This is a genomic window from Chryseobacterium lineare (genome assembly GCF_977014045.1).
Genome location: NZ_CDRNIQ010000001.1, coordinates 1,670,147 through 1,689,886, shown reverse-complemented (window position 1 = coordinate 1,689,886; position 19,740 = coordinate 1,670,147). Strand labels below are relative to the sequence as shown.

Below are 19,740 nucleotides of genomic sequence, written 5' to 3'. Positions count from 1 at the left end.
AGAGTTTATTTCTCATCATGTAAAATAATATATTCCCATGGCTCCATATTAAGAATCATTGTATCCGGAACATTTTGCTGCTTTCCGGTGAAAAGGTTTGTGTAGACACCGGTATCAAACGATGTATCACACTGTACGATTACAGATTCATTACTGAGATTCATGAAGGTGAGAACTTTATCGCCGTCTTTTTCGCGTACAAATGAAATCACCTGGTCCATCCTGTCATTGATGATCCTTATCATTTCACCACCATATTTGCCGTTCCAAAGCGCTTTGTTTTGGTGCTTTAATTTGAAAAGAACGGTGTAAAGCTCTTCGTTTTCATGAGATTTCCAGTTAATTGGATCTTTCTCAAAAAACTCTAAAGACCTGTCAAGACCTGCTTCCTGACCACTGTAAATGAGTGGCATTCCATCCATCATGACTGTAAAAACGGTTGCCGCTTTCAGGGCATCTCCGAAATTGCTGTACTGATTGCCCTCCCATGAATTTTTATCATGATTATCAATAAAATTTAAACGGATGCCTTCTTTAGGAAAGATAGATACATGCTCTGCGAGATACGCTTCAGTAAGGGTTTTTACGCTTCTTTCATTCAGGGCGATCTGGTGCAGGATGTTCCAGAGTGTCCAGTTGTAGGTAGCGTCAAATGCTTTCCGGTGAAGCTCACGGTCTTCGGCTTCCGCAAGCATGAATACAGGTTTTATAACATCAAGCTCAGTTCTGGCATTTTCCCAGAAATCAATAGGAATAAAACTTGCGATATCGCATCGGTAGCCATCGATATCAAATTCCCGGATCCAGTATTTCAGGGCTTCCGTCATATATTTCCGAAGTTCAGGATATTGATAGTCCAGTTCGATAATATCGTCATAGTCTCTCCAGCGTGTCGACTGAAATGTATTTTTTCTGGATTTACGGTACCATTCCGGATGCTCATCCACCAGAGGATTATCCCAGCTGGTATGGTTGGCAACCCAGTCCAGAATGACGTACATTCCTTCTCGGTGGATAGCATTTACCAGGCTTCTGAAATCATCCTGTGTACCAAATTCAGGATTGACTTTCAGATAATTTTTCACCGAATAATAACTTCCCATGCTTCCTTTACGGTGCAATTCTCCGATAGGCTGTACCGGCATCAGCCATATAATATCAATTCCCATTTTTTTTAGCCTTGGAAGCTGTTGCTCAATGCCCTTAAAAGTTCCTTCGTCTGAGAACTGTCGGATATTTAGCTCGTAAACCGTTGCATTTTTGGCCCATTCCGGGAGTGTGATTTTCACATATTGTTCCGGAAGGTACGGAAATTCAGTGTTTTGCTTCATAATTGTAATTAAAGATAAAGAGAAATATAATCATGAGCATGAAAGAAATAAATGTACCATAATTGATTTCATTAAATAATAAGAGTTAAATTCTGTAAATTCTAGTCTTACAATGCAGTGCAGGACTTGTTTCTGTTTTTTGTGGTATTTAAATATTCATGAATTAAAATTTAAGGTTTAATTTTTGCAAACATTAAATAAAGGCTATTGCCATCTGTAAGAAACCAATCACTTAAAAATAATATATGATTCCAAAGAAAATACACTATTGCTGGTTTGGAGGCCAGGCAAAACACGAACTTGCGGAACACTGTATTGCATCATGGAAGAAAATTCATCCCGATTATGAGATTATAGAATGGAATGAAAGCAATTCTCCGCTGGAAGATAATCAATATGTAAAAGAAGCTTTTGAACAGAAAAAGTGGGCCTTCGTATCCGACTATGTACGCTCTAAGGTCATGTATGAACACGGCGGCATTTATATGGATACCGATATGGAACTGAAGTTGCCGCTGGATGAATTTCTTAATGAAACAGCCGTTTGTGGCTTTGAAGTAAAAGGCGTTCCATATTCTGCATTCTGGATGGCTGAGCCTAAACATAAACTGGCCGCGGATTTTGTGGATTATTATGAGCGTCAGAAAGGTTTTGAAGAACGCATTAATACCGATATTTTCTCTGAAATGCTTGAAAAAGAATATGGGGCAGACCGCTACAGCGACACTATACAGAAGCTCAGACATGACGTTACCTTATATCCCTCGGTATATTTCTCGCAGGATCTTCCGAAAAATTATGTAAGCCATCATTTTAACGGTTCCTGGTTTGGGGGCGATGAAGAAAATACCCATAAAAAAATGGTGAATACATACGGCATTTTAGAGCAGCTGATTAACCAGCCCGATGCGAAAAAATCAATAGAAAGTATCCTTAATAAGCATAAGATCATCGATATCAATAAAGTACTCGATCTGTTTCCTGAAGAAAGTATCCATGGCTATCTTAAAGGCAAAAAAACAGAAAACCAGTCTGTATAAGCAACATCATTTAATCACAATTAATTTAAAATAAAAGCTCTGAAGTTATTGTTTCGGAGCTTCTTTTATATATTAAAATTTAATACCTGATTCCCAGCTTTTTCAGAATGAAACTTAACAGCCAGATTGGTCCGATAAGGAGAAATTGCAGATCTTTCAGGAAAGATGGTTTTTTACCCTCAATTTTATGTCCTACAAATTGTAAGATCCAGGTGATAATGAAAATAGAAAGATAAACCATCCAGGAATTTCCCCTGAAGCGAATATTGATTCCGTACGCAAAACTTTCCATGATTACCATGATGATGAGCATTACGATGCTGATAAGCACAGAAAGTCTCATATAAAATAAGGTAACTAAAGCCATTGCAACAAGGCTTACATAGCTGATACAGCCAATGTAGATAAAGCATATGGATTTCGAGGGAATAAGTGAAATAAAACCAAGAATTGTCCAGAAAATTAAAGGAACACAGATCCAGTGAATCAGTTTGTTCGTAGAATTTCTGTGGCTTTCACTATACTCTGCGAAAAGCAAATCAATTTTTCTCATAGTTATAAATTGGGAATCACTAAAATAATAAATTTTTGTAATCACTCAACAGATTGCTTACATTTGTGTTATGTCTGTCTTAGAAAAATTCGGGGTTGAGATTTTTACACAACATAATATCTTCGAGAGAATCGCTGTCGACAAGCCTTTCCGTCCTGATAATCCAGCATTTATCTTTATTAAAACAGGAACCATCAAACTAAAACAATCTTTCCGTGATCTGGAGCTTTCCGCCAATATGTTCATGGTAACGGATCCGGAGACAGTTTATGAAATGATTTCCATCAGTGATGATTTCCAGTCGAGAATGGTTTCCTATAAAAGAGAGTTTATTTCGGCATTATCATTAAAATTCAACAGATTAATAACATACAGATATTTCCGTCAGCAAATGAACATTGGTGTTCCTTTTCATGCCGATGAAATGGAAGTCGTGTGGAAAAGCGTTAATTTTTTAAAGTATATCCTCGATTCGGATACTGAAATGACGTATAAAAAAGAAATTGTGGAACATCTTTTTTCTGTATTCTGCTATCAGATGGCAGGAATCATTTCCAAGGAAGACAGCAATGCCATGAATCAGATGTCGAGACAGGAAGAAATCGTCTTTGTTTTTCTTAATGATGTGGCGAAATATCATAATAAAGAAAGAAATGTCGAGTACTATGCCGCACGTCAGTCGATTACAACCAGACATCTTTCGTCGGTGATCAAGTCTGTTACCGGTAAGCCGGCCAGTGAGATCATTGCTTTAATTGTCATCAATGAAGCGAAGGTACTGCTGAATTCCTCAAGTAAGCCTGTTTCGGAGATTTCCGGAATGCTTGGTTTTAGTGATCAGTATTCTTTTTCTCACTTTTTTAAAAAACATTTAGGCGAAAGTCCTACGCAGTATAGGAATCAGTTCGAAAAATAAAATCCTACATTTGAACATCTTTTTCCAAAATTCAAACATTTGTTTGAGTTTCTTCGTGCCATAACTTTGCATTCGTAAAACAAGGTAAAATGGTACAGAATATAAAAACAGCGCTGTCATTTATGATAGCAGTCTTTCCTGCGCTGTTTTTTTCACAGGAAATAAAACAGATGACAGCGAATGAAGTGGCAGAACTTGCCCTTCAGAATCATCAGCAGCTGAAAGTTTCGGCGCAGAATATAGATATTGCGAAACAGAATACCAATGTCGTAAAACTTCAGAAACTTCCCAATATTACTGCTTCTACAAGCCAGTTTTATCTAGGTGATGCGGTGGCTATAGATAAAGATTTTTCCCAGTCCACAAACGTTCCGATGCCTCATTATGGGAGCACGTATGGTGTTCAGGCGACGCAGTTGATCTTCAAAGGCGGACTCGTCAATAAATCTATTGAACTGGCCGGGCTTCGTGAGCAGCTTTCTGAATTGGATCTCGAAAAGAACAAGCAGGATGTAAAGTTCCTGGTGATCTCTAACTATCTCGATGTTTATAAAATTTTAAATCAGCAGGAGGTTTTTCAGAGCAATAAGAAACTGGCACAAGAACGTCTCAAAAACATTCAGAAATTCTACCAGCAGGGGATGGTCACCCGAAACGAAGTGATCCGTGGTGAGCTTGCTATTAAAAATTTAGATCAGGGGATTCTGACATTGGTTAACAACAGGAAAATTCTTAATTATAATCTGAATATTGCCCTTGGCCTGCCTTCAGATACAGAAATTGTTCCCGTTGAAAGTCTGGAAAACAAAGAATCCGGAATCGGAATAGAGTATTATCTGAATCTTGCCTATGACAACAATCCTTTGCTTAAATCTGCACAAACCAATGTTAATATTGCTGATAAGAATATTGAAATTATTAAAACTGATAAGATGCCTACCGTTTCAGGGTTTGGCGGCTATACTTTGCAAAGACCCGTCACCACAAGAAATCCTGTTATAGATATGTATTCGGGCGGGTGGCAGACAGGAATTTCACTGAGTTATAACATCGACAATTTATACAAAACCAAAGAACGGGTAAAGTTGGGTGAGCTTCAGAAAAACCAGGCGAGTGATGCGGTAACCCTGACTCAGCAGAATGTGGATATGGCCGTGAATGCCGCTTATATCAAATATCAGGAATCGATTCAGCAGGCGGAAATTCTTAATGATGCTAAACAACTGGCAGAAGAAAACTACAAAATTACTGAAGCCAAATATCTGAATCAGCTGGCGGTACAGGCAGAAATGATCGATGCACAGAATCAGAAATTACAGTCAGAATTAGATTATGCCAATGCAGAGATCAACATGCTGTATCAATATTACAATCTTCTGAAATCTACGGGAACATTATAATTTTTAAAAGGTAAATAAACAATGGAAAACAAGGAACAAAATATACAGAATGCATCTTCTGCTCAGGTACAAGGGGCTGCTGCAGCGAAGAAAAAACAAAATAAAAAGAACAGAATAAGAGCCATTATCTCCAATACCATCGTCTTCCTGGTGATTGGTTTAGGGTTATTCTGGCTGGTGCGCGAATATTTTCATGTGGGCGATAAAACCTATACAGAAGCAGCACAGGTGGAAGAATTCATCAATCCCATCAACACGAGGGTTTCAGCTTATATAAAAGAGATAAAATTCATAGAACATCAGAAGGTGAAAAAAGGAGATACTTTGGTAATCCTTGATGACCGCGAAATTCTTACCCAGCTGGGTCAGGCAGAGGCCGCTTACCAGAATGCCCTTGCCCAGAGAACAGCTACCAGTTCTTCCGTAAATACGGTATCCAATAATGTCAGTGTGATGGAATCCAATATTGCCGGTGCAAAAGCAAGGTTGTGGAATGCTGAACAGAATCTTAACCGTTATAAAAACCTGTTGGCTTCCGAAGCGGTGACAAGACAGCAGTACGATCAGGTGAAAACCGAATATGAAGCACAGAAAGCTGCTTATGAAACATTAGTTAACCAAAAACAATCTGCAAACCTTTCTACGACCGAAGTGAAAAGCAAATTGGGAATCAATGATGCGGAGATCAAAAGAACAAAAGCTGCTTTGGATATGGCAAAGATCAATCTTTCCTATACCGTAATCACGGCACCGTATGACGGAGTAATGGGACGCAGAACAATCTCTGAAGGTCAGCTGATACAGCCGGGGCAGCAGGTAGCGACCATTGTATTAAATGGACAAAAATGGGTGACTGCCAATTTCCTTGAAAGCCAGATGCCTGATATCAAGATCGGTGAAAAGCTGATGATGACCGTAGATGCGCTGGGCGGACAAAAATTTGAAGGTGTTGTAACGGCTATTTCTGCCGCGACAGGCTCAAGATATTCCAGTGTTCCAATGGATAACTCTACCGGAAACTTTATCAAAGTTCAGCAGAGAATTCCGGTAAGAATAGAATTTACAGAATCCAACAAGAAAGCGGATCTCAATAAGCTGAGCGCAGGAATGAATGTGAATGTAAGTTTAATAAGTAAAAAGTAAAAAGAGCCAAGTAAAAAGTAAAGCTCACATTAAATATTAAAGCTATGAAAAAGAAAAATGTGTAAAAGTTTTCATCAGTTGATGAATCTGTATTCCGCACCATACTTTTTACTTTTGCCTTTTTACTTGGCTCTTCATAAAATCAAAATATGTACAACAAAGGACTATACAACGACTGGGTTCCCAAGCCCATACAGCTACTTCTCATTGTATTGCTGCTCGCGGTAGTGATGCCGTTGGGAGGGGTGTACACGGGAAACATCAGTTATCTTGTCAGCGGCACAGGTGCGATGACCGAATATTTCATGTGGGCCAATTATGCCACTACGATCGGTATGGGCGCCTGTATGCCCATCGTTCTCAGAATGAAAATGAGATTTAAAGTCAGAGATAAAATGGTGGTTTTGCTGGTCCTGTTGGGATTATTAAGCTACCTGAATTCCACGACGTTTGACCCTATGATCTTTGTGTTCAGTTCACTGGTTATCGGGTTTTTAAAAATGATGGTGACAATTGAGCTTTTCCTTCCGTTGATGGCGATGATCGGAAATAGAGGAGTATTTTACGGCGCGTTTTACACCTTTGTGCTGGTTTTGAATCAGATAGTTGCTTACTATGCGGTTGATATTTCCATCCGTTACAACTGGCAGCATTTCTACATCATGGCGGCGGTAGGGTGTTTCATTCTGGCTCTTCTGCACTGGGTTTTTATGCATGATAAATATTTTGCCTTAAAAATTCCTCTGCATTATATAGACTGGCTCAGTGTTTTGCTCTTTGTGTCTACCTTTATGTTTTCGGCGTATGTTTTTTCGTTTGGAAAACAACAGGACTGGCTCAATTCAGATAAGATCATCAATGCCGGAATTGCTGCATTCATCAGTTTTGCATTGCTTACCATACGACAGCTGACGTTAAAGAGACCTTATTTATCTTTTAAAATTTTCACTAAAAATAATGTGCAGCACGGGCTGTTCATGCTCTTATGTCTGGGAATGTTTTTAGGGACAACTTCTATTCAGAATACTTTTGCAGTAGGAGTTTTAGGATACGACCAACTTACAAATGCCCGGCTGAATCTCTTAATGATTCCCGGACTGATACTGGCAGGTATGACGGCCATCTTCTGGTTTAAAAAAGAGATCCCGCTGAAAATGTTCATTTTTTCCGGTTTTGCAGCGATGCTGGGTTATGCGATTGTGATGTATTTTTCAATGGTATTGGAATTCAGCTACGATTACTGGTATCTTCCGATGTTCCTGAAAGGATACGGAATGGGAGCGCTCTTCATCTCAGTGTGGTTTTATACGTTGGATAAACTTGAAATGGATGAAATGCTTGCAGCCATTGGTCTTGTGCTGGTATGGAGAACATTCCTCGCAGTGGGCGTGTTTTCAGCGCTGTATTCATGGTTTCAGTACCGTTTCCAGGTAGTAGCCATCGGGGATCTGGCGGTGTATATGGATGGAATGACGGTGACTCCTCAGAATGTTGCAGCCAATATGAAACTCATTCAGCTGAATGCAATAATTGTCGCCTCCAAAAAGATATTCGGATATATTATCCTTGCCGGCCTCGGTATTCTGATCTATGTTTTTACCCATCATTTTGGAAAAGAACGTTTCGAATACGTACGATTTATCAGGATGCTCACGGGAAAATCGGTCATTGCCAGAAGAAGACTCCGCGAGAGAAAAAAACTTCTCGAAGAAATAAAAGATGCAGCAGGTCCTGCGCTATAACGATACCTTGTTTTTCATTTACTTAGTCAAAGCTTCATTTTATGTTATAGAATGGAGCTTTGCGTTTTTTGATAGGCTTATCTTTCAAAAGAGGTTTTTGGGCGAATTCGCTATTGCTTGTCAATGCGGTGTTGACTGTACTGTAGTGGGTGTGTTGACCGTACTGTCAAGGATGTGTTGACCGTACCGTCAAGGGTATGTTGACCGCCCGATGCATGAGGAGTTGACAAGACGAGATGAACTAACCTTACGGAGCAAGATGATTGTGTCGAGGCTAACACGATGCTTGTGACGTACCTTGCACGATGCTTGCAAGCTACCTTGCAAGGTGCTTGTGACGTACGATGTAATCATCTTGCAAAAAAGAGGATGGTTTGAGAGTTTTAGGGTATAAGTGTGAGGGTGAGAGTGTTTCAGATTGGTAGTGCCCTGGTGGCTTCGAGTAACCTCAGCCACCCAGGTTTTATGATTCGCTATCATTTGCTGAGCAAAGCGCCTTTGCGTTCGAAAGAATATGCATAAAACTATAGACTTTTGCGAACATAGCGTTAATAACTACAAGAGATTCTTCATTTCGCTTTGCTACAGCAAACGTTTCTTGCGGACATAGCGTTAATAACTTAATAGTACCCGGAAAATACATCAAAAACAGCTATCTTTACAGCCATAATTAGCACTATGAAAGACCTTATGGGAAAGGCGATCTGGGATTATTACCATCAGGAAAATCCTCAGGATCTGCAGACTGAAACTTCAATTTCCGAACTGGATGAACTTCCAGTAGAATATCTCTTCCGTGATTTTGAAGAAATGAATGAAATCGAGCAGAAAGCTTTGATACTGGCTCAGGGAAAAGTTCTTGATATCGGAGCGGGAGCGGGTTCGCATTCTCTGTATCTTCAGAACGAAAGAAGCCTAGATGTTACGGCCCTTGATATTTCGCCAAAATCTATTGAAGTGTGCCGGTTACGGGGAATAAGGAAAGCAGTTTGTGAAAATATGCTTCAGTTTTCGGATGAAACCTATGATACGATCCTTTTATTGATGAACGGAACAGGGATTTTTCAAAGCCTTAAAGTAATTGATATTTATCTTAAAAAATTGCACTCCCTTCTGAATGAAAACGGACAGATCCTGATCGACAGTACGGATATTCTCTATATGTTCGACCGCGATGAAGACGGCGGTGTCTACATTCCGGCAGAAGGATATTATGGCGAACTCGATTATATTGTTCACTACAAAGGTGAATCGGAAGAAGCGATCAAATGGCTGTATCTTGACTTTAATACCTTAAAAAATGCTGCGGAACATAATGGTTTCAACATTAAAAAGGTTTTGCAGGATGAGGATGCTTATCTGGCTAAACTGACTAAGAAATAAAGTGTAAGTCATTTCTTTCCCGCAATGACAAACAAAAAAATCCACATGAATTTCATGTGGATTTTGTATATCTAAGAATGATGGATTAACCTATTTCAATACCGTTTTCTACATTACTGTCGTCCGGGGTTACAAAAGATAATTTTCCATCAGGTTTCGTTGTTAATAATAACATTCCCTGAGACTCGATGCCTCTGATTTTTCTTGGAGCCAGATTTAATAAGATCATCACCTGCTTCCCGATCACTTCTTCCGGAGTAAAGCTTTCTGCAATCCCTGAAACTACAGTTCTTACATCAACACCGGTGTCAACCGTCAGTTTTAATAATTTATCTGCTTTTTCCACTTTTTCAGCTTCTACAATAGTAGCTGTTCTCAAGTCAATCTTTGTAAAATCATCAAAAGTGATTTCTTCTTTCATAGGGTTGGCGTTAGGGTTTGTTTTCTTATTGTTTTGTTTTGTGTTTTCCAGCTTTTGGATCTGGGCTTCAATAACATCATCTTCGATCTTAGAGAAAAGAAGAGATGATTCATTGATTTTATGACCTGTTTCTATCAATACAGATTTCGTTTCAATATCAATCCAGCTTTGTTTTTCAACATTAAACATATTCAGTAACTTCTCAGAGCTGAAAGGCATAAATGGCTCGCACAACTGTGCTAAAGCAACGGCAATCTGTGCGCCGACAAATAATGAATGCGCCGCTTTTTCAGGATTGTCTTTAATGGTTTTCCAAGGCTCTTCAGTCTGTAAATACTGGTTTCCGAAACGGGCAAGATTCATTAAGGCTGTTAAAGAGTTTCTGAACTCATAGTTCTCTAAAAACCCTGCAATTTCTTTTGCTGACTTATTGATTTCCTGTAGTTCAGGAGCATTTACATCACCTTGCGGAACAACACCATCGTAATATTTATGAATCAGCACGGCAACTCTGTTGATGAAGTTTCCGAAAATTCCTACCAGTTCAGAGTTATTCTTGGTCTGGAAATCTTTCCATGTAAAATTATTATCTTTTGTTTCCGGAGCCGATGAAAGGAGAGCGTATCTCAACACATCTTGTTGTCCGGGGAAATCTTCTACATATTCGTGCGCCCAGACCGCCCAGTTCCTTGAGGTCGAAATTTTATCGTTTTCAAGATTCAGGAATTCAAAAGCAGGAACATTTGCCGGCATAATGTAATCTCCGTGAGCCTTCATCATACTTGGGAAAATAATACAGTGGAACACAATATTATCCTTTCCGATAAAGTGAACCAGATCAGATTCTTCGCTCTGCCAGTAGTCTTTCCAGTTTTTTCCGTTTTTCTCGGCCCATTCTTTGGTGAAAGAAATATAGCCGATCGGCGCATCAAACCATACATATAATACTTTTCCTTCAGCACCAGGAAGCGGAACCGGGACACCCCAGTTGAGATCTCTTGTCATGGCGCGCGGTTTTAGTCCGTCATTCAGCCATGATTTTACCTGTCCGTACACATTGGGTTTCCAATCGTCTTTATGGCCTTCTATGATCCATTCGTTAAGGAAATCTTCATATTCATTTAATGGGAGATACCAGTTTTTTGTTTCTTTTAAAATAGGAACATTTCCGCTAAGCATTGATTTTGGATTAATCAGCTCAGAAGGTGAAAGGGTAGAGCCACATCGCTCGCACTGATCTCCATATGCGTTTTCGTTGCCACAGTTAGGGCATGTTCCGACAATATACCGGTCTGCAAGGAATTCTCCTGCCTGCTCATCAAAATACTGCTCAGATACTTCTTCCGTGAACTTCCCTTTTTCATAAAGAACCTTAAAGAAATCCTGACTTGTCTCGTAATGTTTTTTAGAAGTCGTTCTGGAATATTCATCAAATGAGATCCCCAAATCTGAGAAAGATTTCTTGATGATCTCATGGTATTTATCAACGATATCCTGTGGGGTAACTCCTTCTTTTTTAGCTCTTATGGTAATAGGAATTCCGTGTTCATCCGAACCACAGATAAACGCTACCTCTTTTCCTGATCTTCTCTGAAATCTTGCGTAAACATCCGCAGGAATATATACCCCTGCCAAATGTCCTATATGAACCGGTCCGTTTGCATAAGGCAAAGCTGCCGTAATCATCTTTCTGTTCGACATTTATAGTAAAGTTTTATGTGCAAAGATAACGAATATCTGCGGAATACCGTAAGCCTTCTTTTTAAACGGTTTTAAAGTCTATCAAGACAGTCGGATATTATATTTAGTTAAACAAATGTTTAACTTTTTGTTAAATTTAAAATAGTGCTATGTGATGCATATTTTAGTTTAAATAACTGGCAGTTAGATGTATGCATTAAAATGTTCGTTTAATTTACATAATTTTAATAAAATTTTTTAAAATTTATGATAATTATTAAATTTTTTTAAATTGCAGCAGGCTCTGGCCTTGTACGATAAAAAAGAAACTATATAAAAATAATATTGTGAAAAATTTTACAACGGTATTAAAAATTGCGCCTGCATTTTTATTGGCAAGTACAATAATTCATGCGCAAACAAGCGACTCTGCTACGAAAGAGAAAAAAATAGAAGAGGTTGTTCTGATTGGCTATGGGAAACAGAAGAAGACGGATCTTACGGGGTCGATAACTTCTGTTACTGCTAAAGATTTTAATGGAGGAGCTACAACTGCTGATCAATTGATTGTTGGTAAAACACCAGGGGTACAAGTTACTGGAAATGGAGGAGCTCCCGGATCAGGATCTACAATCAGGGTGAGAGGTAGTTCTTCTTTCCAATATAATGATCCTCTAATAGTTATTGATGGGGTTCCTTTAGAAACGAATAGTTTAGCAGGAGCAACAAATCCATTATCATTAATTAATCCAAATGATATCGAAACTTTTGATATTCTTAAAGATGCTTCTGCTACTGCCATTTATGGTAACAGAGCAACTAATGGGGTTATATTAATTACAACCAAAAAAGGAACGGCGGGAAAATTCAGGGTAAATTTTAATACCAATTTTTCTGTCTCAACTAAAATGGGGAATACAGATGTTATGAATGCAGATCAATTCAGAAGTTTTGTAAATACCTATGGTACAACACAGCAAAAATCTTATTTGGGAAATGCTAATACAAATTGGCAAGACCAAATTTATCAACAGGCTTTAGGTACTGATAATAATGTGTCTTTCTCTGGAGGAATTAAAGGTTTACCTTATAGATTATCTTTAGGATATAATGAACAGAATGGTATTGTTAAAACTAATGAATTTAGAAGAACTTCTTTGGGATTAAATCTATCGCCAAAGTTTTTTGACAACCATTTATCAATTAATGCAAATTTAAAAGGAACATTTACGGAAAACAGATTCCCTGATGGAGGAGCGATAGGTGCTGCTATTTATTTTGACCCGACACAACCGATATATTCTGGTAATTCTAATTATGGAGGATATTATGAGTGGTTGGATCCTGCAAACACAGCTACCGGACTAAATGTAAATGGAACAAGAAACCCTCTTGGTCTACTATACAGTAAAAGAGATCTATCATCTGTTTTCAGAATCATTCCAAGTTTACAAGTAGACTATAAGCTTCATTTTTTACCAGATTTAAGATTAGTAGCAAATGTTTCTTATGATTATGCAAAAAGTGACGGTTCTACGGCTGTGGCTGCGAATTATGCACAAGGTATTGGCACTTTAGGATCTTATCGTTCATATTCGCAGGAAGCTAAAGGTAAATTATTGGAAACATATTTTAATTATGTTAAAAAAATAGACGCTATAGCTACCAATATTGATATTATTGGAGGTTACTCTTATCAGGATAAACATGAAATAACTCCAGTAGCACCAACTTATTATGGGAATGGTCAAAAAACCGATTTTTCGACTGCGGGAGATAACCAAAGAACGATGCAGTCATACTATGCAAGAGGTATTTTTACTATAGCCAATAGATATATTATTAACGGATCAATCAGAAGAGATGGGTCATCTACTTTCTGGAACGGTACAGATAAAAATAACTTATGGGGTAATTTCTCGGGCGTATCCGTTGCATGGAAAATTAATGAAGAAAGTTTCTTGAAGAATGTAAAACTTATTAATTCTTTAAAATTAAGAGCAGGTTGGGGACAAACTGGGCAACAAGAAACAGGAGGTTTTTACACCGCTTTTGGTTCATATTCATATAGTAATAGCAGTACTTCACAGTATCAGCTTGGTGATACTTTTTACACGTTGCTAAGACCAGATATTTATAACCCAAATTTAAGATGGGAAACTACTACTGCAAAAAACATAGGATTAGATTTTGGAATTTTGAATAATAGAATCAACGGTTCGGTAGATTTGTTTGCAAAAAGAACGGATGATAACAGCTTGATTGCGAATGTACCGACATGGGCAGGAGGTCTTAATAACTTTGTTACGAAAAATGTAGGCGTAATTGATAATAAAGGAATTGAATTTAATCTGAATATTATACCTGTAAAAAATGAGAATTTAACATGGGACGTTAATTTTAACTTCAGTAAGGCAAACCCTAAAATTATTAGCTTCTCACAATATGTTGATTCTTCGTATAGATTTCAGACATCATCATCAAATATTACAGGAATTAATAACTATATAGAATGGAATTCTGTAGGATATGCACCCAACTCTTTCTTTGTCTACCAGCAAGTTTATGATAGTAATGGAAAAGCTCTTGAAGGAGTATATGTAGATAGAAACACAGATGGAAAAATTGATGATTCTGATAAATATTTTTATAAATCGCCTAACCCAAGCGCAATTTTAGGTTTTTCTACTAAGATATCTTACAAAAAATGGGATTTTGGAACTACACTTAGGGCTATCTTAGGAAACTATGTCTATAATAATTCAGCTTCTAACAGTTCAATTGCGAATATTCAAAATAATAATTTCTTGAGTAATACTAATGTAAGTGTTTTAAATACACAATTTGCAACTACCCAGTTATTTTCTGATATGTTTGTTGAAAATGCTTCATTTTTAAGGATGGATAATTTGACGGTTGGTTATAATGTTGGAGAATTTATGGGGAAAGGAACTAATTTAAGAATAAATGCTATGGCACAAAATGTCTTTGTAATCACTAAATATAAAGGTATTGATCCAGAGATTTTTAATGGTGTGGATAATGGATTTTATCAAAGGCCTAAAGTGTATTCATTAGGATTTAACTTTCAATTTTAATTAACATGAAAAATAAATATTTATACAAAAAAATAATTATAGGATCTATTGTGCTGGGAACTGTAATTTCAGCAGGCTCGTGCTCACAAGATCTGGAAAGAGAACCAAGTTTAGGACTTACTTCCTCTGTATTATATAAAGACTTTAATAACTATAAACCTGCTTTAGCAAAAATCTATGCTGGGCTGGCTATTGGAGGACAAGGAGATCAGAATAATGGAGATGCAAATACTGATATTGGAGGTATTGATGGTGGATTTTCCAATTATCTTCGTCAAATGTATAGTATGCAGGTCTTAACAACTGATGAAGCTGTTATCGCTTGGGCAGATTCTGGTCTACCAGAAATGCATAGAATGACTTGGGATGCTTCGAACCCTTTTATAACAGCGATATATTACAGAATCTATAGTGTAATTGCTATAAGTAATGAATTTATTAAAAACACTACAGATGAAAAACTTTCCACAAACGGCATTACAGGAAATAATCTGACTGAGGCAAAATATATGCGTGCCGAAGCGCGTTTTTTGAGAGCACAATCTTACTATCACGCATTAGATTTATTTGGAAACGTTCCTAATGTAATAGAAACTACAGATATTATTAATAATCCTCCACCAAGAATTACGAGAGCAGAATTATTCAAGTATGTAGAAGCTGAACTTTTGGCTTGTGCCAATGATCTTAAAGATGCAAGAACTAATGAGTATGGAAGAGCAGATAAAGCGGCAGCTTGGGCTTTATTAGCAAGATTGTATTTAAATGCACAAGTTTACACAGGTACAGGAAGATATACAGATTGTATTACGTATTGTAACAAAATTATAAGTGCTGGTTATTCTCTGAAATCAAATTATGGATCATTATTTATGGCTGATAATAATGTAAGTAACCCTGAAGTTATTCTATCTGTAAACTACGATGGTACAAGTACAAAAACTTATGGTGGTTCAACTTTCATGGTACATGCTGCTGTTGGAGGATCTATGCCTGCTTCTGATTTTGGAATAAATGGAGGCTGGGGTGGTCTTAGAACTACAAAATCTTTTGTTAATCTATTTGCAGGTTCTCCAAGTGATCAAAGAGGGAATTTTTATACGACTGGTCAGAATTTAGAAATTAACAATGTAGCAACTTTTACAGACGGTTACGCATTTATCAAATATAAAAATATAAAATATTCTAATGGAGCACCTGGGTCAGATACCTCTGGTAATTTCGTAGACGCAGATATTCCTTTGTATCGTTTAGCTGATATTTATTTAATGTACGGGGAAGCTGTTACAAGAGGGGGATCGGGAGGAAATGTTACTACTGCATTAGGGTATGTGAATGCCTTGAGAACAAGAGCAGGAGGTAATACGGTTACATCAATTAATACCGATTTTTTCTTAGATGAAAGAGCAAGAGAAATGTCTTGGGAAGGAACAAGAAGAACGGACTTAATTCGTTATGGTAAATTTACGACAGGCTCTTATCTATGGCCTTGGAAAGGGGGCGTGAAAGATGGTAAAGCTGTTGAAGACTACAGAAATCTATTTCCTTTGCCAGCTAATGAGATTGTAGCAAATCCTAATTTGGTTCAAAATCCTGGCTATTAATAAAAAAACACTATTAAAATGAAACATGTATTTAAAATATTCACACTTTTTGTGGTAGCTTTTTTAATAGCTTCTTGTGATAAAGATGAAGATCAGGCTGTTTTACAAAATCCGTCAGCATCTAATCTAAAAGCAGATAAAACTACTTTAGTTTTAATTAAAGATAATGAAGCTCAAACTGCCATTACTTTTGATTGGAGTGCTCCTGATTATGGAGTAAGTGTTGCTCAAAAGAATCAATTACAAATTTCTTTAAAGGGAACAAATTTCGCCAGCCCCAAAAATATAGATTTAGCAGATGGGGCTAAAAAAGTTAGCTATACCGTTGCTGATTTTAATAATATGATGTTAGATGCAGGCCTTGCTCCCAATGTTGCTACTGATATAGAAGTAAGATTATCTTCTAAATTAGGTAGTTATAATCCTGTTAATTCTAATGTTTTAACGATCAATGTTCAGCCTTATATGACCGCTTATCCATCATTTTATATAGTAGGTGATGCATCAGCTGTAGGCTGGGATGCGGCGACATCACAATTACTATACAAAAAAGATAATCTTTCAACAATCTATACGTATTTAGAAAATGGAAAAACATTTAGATTTTTGGGACAACAAGATTGGGGACCAACAAATTATAGCCTTGATGTTGCAGGAATGAATGCGGGAAACAAATATTTTAAAACTTGGTCAACAAACTTAGCTGCGTCAACTCCTGAAAATATCCAGTTTAATGGGACAACAGGAATGTATAAGGTTGTTATTGATGCAGATGCAACTGTAAAATCCATCACTGTTTCAGCTTCATCTGTTAATACTTGGAATCCTGCTAATGTATATTTAGTAGGAACTGTCAATGGATGGAATGCAGGAACGGCAATTCCAATGACAAGCTTAGGAAATGGTAAGTTTGAATATACTGTAGCACTTCCGGCTGCTTCTGAATTTAAATTTTTAGGACAACAAAGCTGGGGAGATTTGGATTGGGGAAATATTACAGCTGATGGGAATACTGGATATTTAGGACCAAAAGGAAGTAACGGGAATATTAAATTTGATGGAACAGGAGGTAGTTATAAAATTTCTATCGATGTAAAAATGGGAACTTACAAAATCCAGCCATTATAATATTAATTTAAGTTGAATAATATAGCAAAGTGTTGCTTTTCGGCAGCACTTTCTTTATTTTTAAAGTTTATAAATGATCATTATGAAGAAAATTACAATTGGGGCATTATTGTTCTCGATGATGTTTGTGGGTGTTAATGCACAATCTTTAAAATCGCCGGACGGAAAATTTGAAATGGATTTCCAGCTGAAGCAGGGCGTACCTTTCTATAACCTAAAATACAACGGAAAAATAATAGTTGAAGATTCAAAACTGGGATTGAGATTATTTAAAGATACTTCTATCAAATTTGCATCTGAAATTGCTAAACCCGAAGATGTAAAATTTGATCTTAATAACGGCTTTACGAAAGTTGATGAAAAACGTGATGCAAAAAATGAAACCTGGCAACCGATTTTAGGGGAGAAGAAAAATTATATTAACAACTATAATGAATTAGCAGTTACGCTGCACCAGGATACTACTGACAGGAATATTATCGTTAAGTTCAGACTTTTTAACGATGGGTTAGGCTTCAGGTATGAATTTCCGCAGCAGAAAAACCTTAATTATTTCGTAATCCGTGAAGAAGATTCCGAGATTGATTTCCCAACCGACATGAAAGCCTGGTGGATCGTTGCCGATTATGATTCTCAGGAGTACCAATACCAGGAGACAAAACTTTCCGAGATCCCTGCAAGATGGCCGAAAGCGGCAGATGCCAATGCTTCGCAGACTTTGATAAAAAATGCAGTGCAGTCACCGGTAATGCTGAAGCAGGAAGGTAAAGAACCATTATATATTAACGTTGCAGAAGCGGCAGTTTTAGATTATCCGGCTTCTCATCTTGAAGTGGATGCGGTTAATTTTAAATTCAAAACACATCTTACTGCTGACAGGCAGGGAGCAAAAGGATATATTCAGACACCCTCCGTAACGCCTTGGAGAACCATTGTTGTGGCTCCGAAAGCAGAAGAAGTGATGGATTCAAAAATGCTTTTCAACCTTAACGAACCTACAAAATATACCGATACTTCTTACATTCATCCTACAAAGTACATGGGTGTATGGTGGGAAATGATCATCGGGAAATCACAATGGGCATACGGCCAACCGGAATCAAATGTCCGTATTGGAGTAACCGATTTTTCTAAATTAACGCCTAACGGAAAACATGCTGCCAACAATACAAAAGCTAAAGAATACATTGATTTTGCCGCAGAAAACGGTTTCCAGGGGCTTTTGATCGAAGGATGGAATATCGGCTGGGAAGACTGGTTTGGGCATTCAAAAGAATTTGTTTTCGATTTCATCACGCCTTACCCGGATTTTGATATCAAAATGTTGAATGAATACGCACATTCAAAAGGTATCAAGCTGATTATGCACCATGAAACTTCAGGTTCTGCAACGAACTATGAGAGATGGGCCGATAAAGCTTATCAGCTAATGAATAAATATGGCTACGATGCCGTGAAAACAGGATATGTAGGAGATATGATCCCTCGGGGAGAACATCATTATTCTCAGTGGTCCATCAACCACTTCTACAGAATTGCTGAAAAGGCAAATGAGTACAAAATCATGGTTAACTCTCACGAATCCGTGCGACCTACCGGAGAAAGCCGTACCTACCCGAACTATATTTCTGCTGAAGCAGCACGGGGAACGGAATACGAAGCTTTCGGCGGAAATAACCCGGATCACCAAACCATTCTTCCGTTTACAAGATGGATGGGGGGCTCGATGGACTATACACCGGGGATTTTCCAGACGAAATTGGATTACTATTTCCCGGGTGATAAGCGTTTTGTAAAGACGACTTTAGTAAAGCAGCTGGCTCTTTATGTGGTAATGTACATGCCCCTTCAGATGGCTGCCGACCTGCCTGAAAACTACAAAAAACACATGGATGCCTTCCAGTTTATCAAAGATGTAGCGGCAGATTGGGATGATACTAAAATTTTATCAGCTGAACCCGGAGATTACATCATCACCGCAAGAAAAGCAAAAGGTACAGAAAATTGGTTTGTGGGCGGTATTACCGATGAGAATAAGCGTGATTACACCGTGGATTTTTCTTTCCTTGATAAAGGCAAAAAGTACGAAGCGGTAATTTATGAAGATGGCAAAGATGCAGATTACATCGACAATCCTCAAAGCTATCACATTTATAAAAAACAGATTACGAGTAAGTCTAAGATCAATTTTAAAATGGCACGAAGCGGCGGTTTTGCAATTTCGATAAAACCATTGTAATATATTATCAACTTTGTCAAAGTTTAATCTTTGACAAAGTTTTTTATTTTTAGAAGCTTTTT

General features: G+C 37.6%; 13 protein-coding genes. 10 read left to right on the top strand and 3 right to left on the bottom strand.

The genetic code is table 11. The annotated features are described in order from the left end of the window. Positions 1-5 precede the first annotated feature (5 nt). Positions 6-1,331 carry an alpha-amylase family glycosyl hydrolase gene (locus ACWNCI_RS07365; protein ID WP_449387798.1) on the bottom strand — a complete coding sequence of 442 codons (1,326 nt, stop codon included), beginning with the start codon at positions 1,329-1,331 and terminating at the stop codon, positions 6-8. Between the two features lie 245 nt (positions 1,332-1,576). On the opposite strand from ACWNCI_RS07365, the gene ACWNCI_RS07360 reads away from it, so the two are divergent. After that, positions 1,577-2,371: a glycosyltransferase family 32 protein gene (locus ACWNCI_RS07360; RefSeq protein ID WP_449387797.1), complete on the top strand. Its 795-nt coding sequence runs from the start codon at positions 1,577-1,579 to the stop codon at positions 2,369-2,371. A gap of 79 nt (positions 2,372-2,450) precedes the next feature. Here the strand turns inward: ACWNCI_RS07360 and ACWNCI_RS07355 are convergent, their stop codons facing one another. After that, positions 2,451-2,924 carry an Mpo1 family 2-hydroxy fatty acid dioxygenase gene (locus tag ACWNCI_RS07355; protein ID WP_346984855.1) on the bottom strand — a complete coding sequence of 158 codons (474 nt, stop codon included), beginning with the start codon at positions 2,922-2,924 and terminating at the stop codon, positions 2,451-2,453. A gap of 70 nt (positions 2,925-2,994) precedes the next feature. Here ACWNCI_RS07355 and ACWNCI_RS07350 point away from each other — a divergent pair, with 70 nt between their 5' ends. The 5 genes from ACWNCI_RS07350 (at position 2,995) to ACWNCI_RS07330 (ending at position 9,508) form a co-directional block, all read left to right on the top strand. After that, positions 2,995-3,840 carry a helix-turn-helix domain-containing protein gene (locus ACWNCI_RS07350; RefSeq protein ID WP_449387796.1) on the top strand — a complete coding sequence of 282 codons (846 nt, stop codon included), beginning with the start codon at positions 2,995-2,997 and terminating at the stop codon, positions 3,838-3,840. Between the two features lie 89 nt (positions 3,841-3,929). Then, positions 3,930-5,240, top strand: coding sequence for a TolC family protein (locus tag ACWNCI_RS07345; RefSeq protein WP_449387795.1), 1,311 nt, complete (start codon positions 3,930-3,932; stop codon positions 5,238-5,240). Between the two features lie 21 nt (positions 5,241-5,261). Then, the gene (locus ACWNCI_RS07340) at positions 5,262-6,383 is read left to right on the top strand and encodes an HlyD family secretion protein (protein ID WP_449387794.1); all 1,122 of its coding nucleotides are present in this window, start codon (positions 5,262-5,264) and stop codon (positions 6,381-6,383) included. A gap of 149 nt (positions 6,384-6,532) precedes the next feature. Beyond that, on the top strand, positions 6,533-8,125 hold the full coding sequence (locus ACWNCI_RS07335; protein ID WP_449387793.1) for an MFS transporter: 1,593 nt from the start codon (positions 6,533-6,535) through the stop codon (positions 8,123-8,125). 678 nt (positions 8,126-8,803) lie between these two features. After that, on the top strand, positions 8,804-9,508 hold the full coding sequence (locus tag ACWNCI_RS07330) for a class I SAM-dependent methyltransferase (RefSeq protein ID WP_449387792.1): 705 nt from the start codon (positions 8,804-8,806) through the stop codon (positions 9,506-9,508). Between the two features lie 85 nt (positions 9,509-9,593). Here the strand turns inward: ACWNCI_RS07330 and metG are convergent, their stop codons facing one another. After that, on the bottom strand, positions 9,594-11,630 hold the full coding sequence (gene metG, locus ACWNCI_RS07325; protein WP_449387791.1) for a methionine--tRNA ligase: 2,037 nt from the start codon (positions 11,628-11,630) through the stop codon (positions 9,594-9,596). 326 nt (positions 11,631-11,956) lie between these two features. Between metG and ACWNCI_RS07320 the strand changes: the two genes are divergently transcribed. The 4 genes from ACWNCI_RS07320 to ACWNCI_RS07305 all read left to right on the top strand — a co-directional run bounded on the left by ACWNCI_RS07320 (position 11,957) and on the right by ACWNCI_RS07305 (position 19,678). Next, entirely contained in the window at positions 11,957-14,707 is a 2,751-nt protein-coding gene (locus ACWNCI_RS07320; protein WP_346984864.1) for a SusC/RagA family TonB-linked outer membrane protein, read from the top strand. 5 nt (positions 14,708-14,712) lie between these two features. Then, positions 14,713-16,311, top strand: coding sequence for a RagB/SusD family nutrient uptake outer membrane protein (locus ACWNCI_RS07315; protein WP_346984865.1), 1,599 nt, complete (start codon positions 14,713-14,715; stop codon positions 16,309-16,311). 18 nt (positions 16,312-16,329) lie between these two features. Next, a complete protein-coding gene (locus ACWNCI_RS07310; protein WP_449387790.1) occupies positions 16,330-17,439 on the top strand; it encodes a SusE domain-containing protein in 1,110 nt (369 codons plus the stop codon). A gap of 82 nt (positions 17,440-17,521) precedes the next feature. Then, the gene (locus tag ACWNCI_RS07305) at positions 17,522-19,678 is read left to right on the top strand and encodes a glycoside hydrolase family 97 protein (RefSeq protein WP_449387789.1); all 2,157 of its coding nucleotides are present in this window, start codon (positions 17,522-17,524) and stop codon (positions 19,676-19,678) included. The last annotated feature ends 62 nt before the right edge of the window (positions 19,679-19,740 follow it).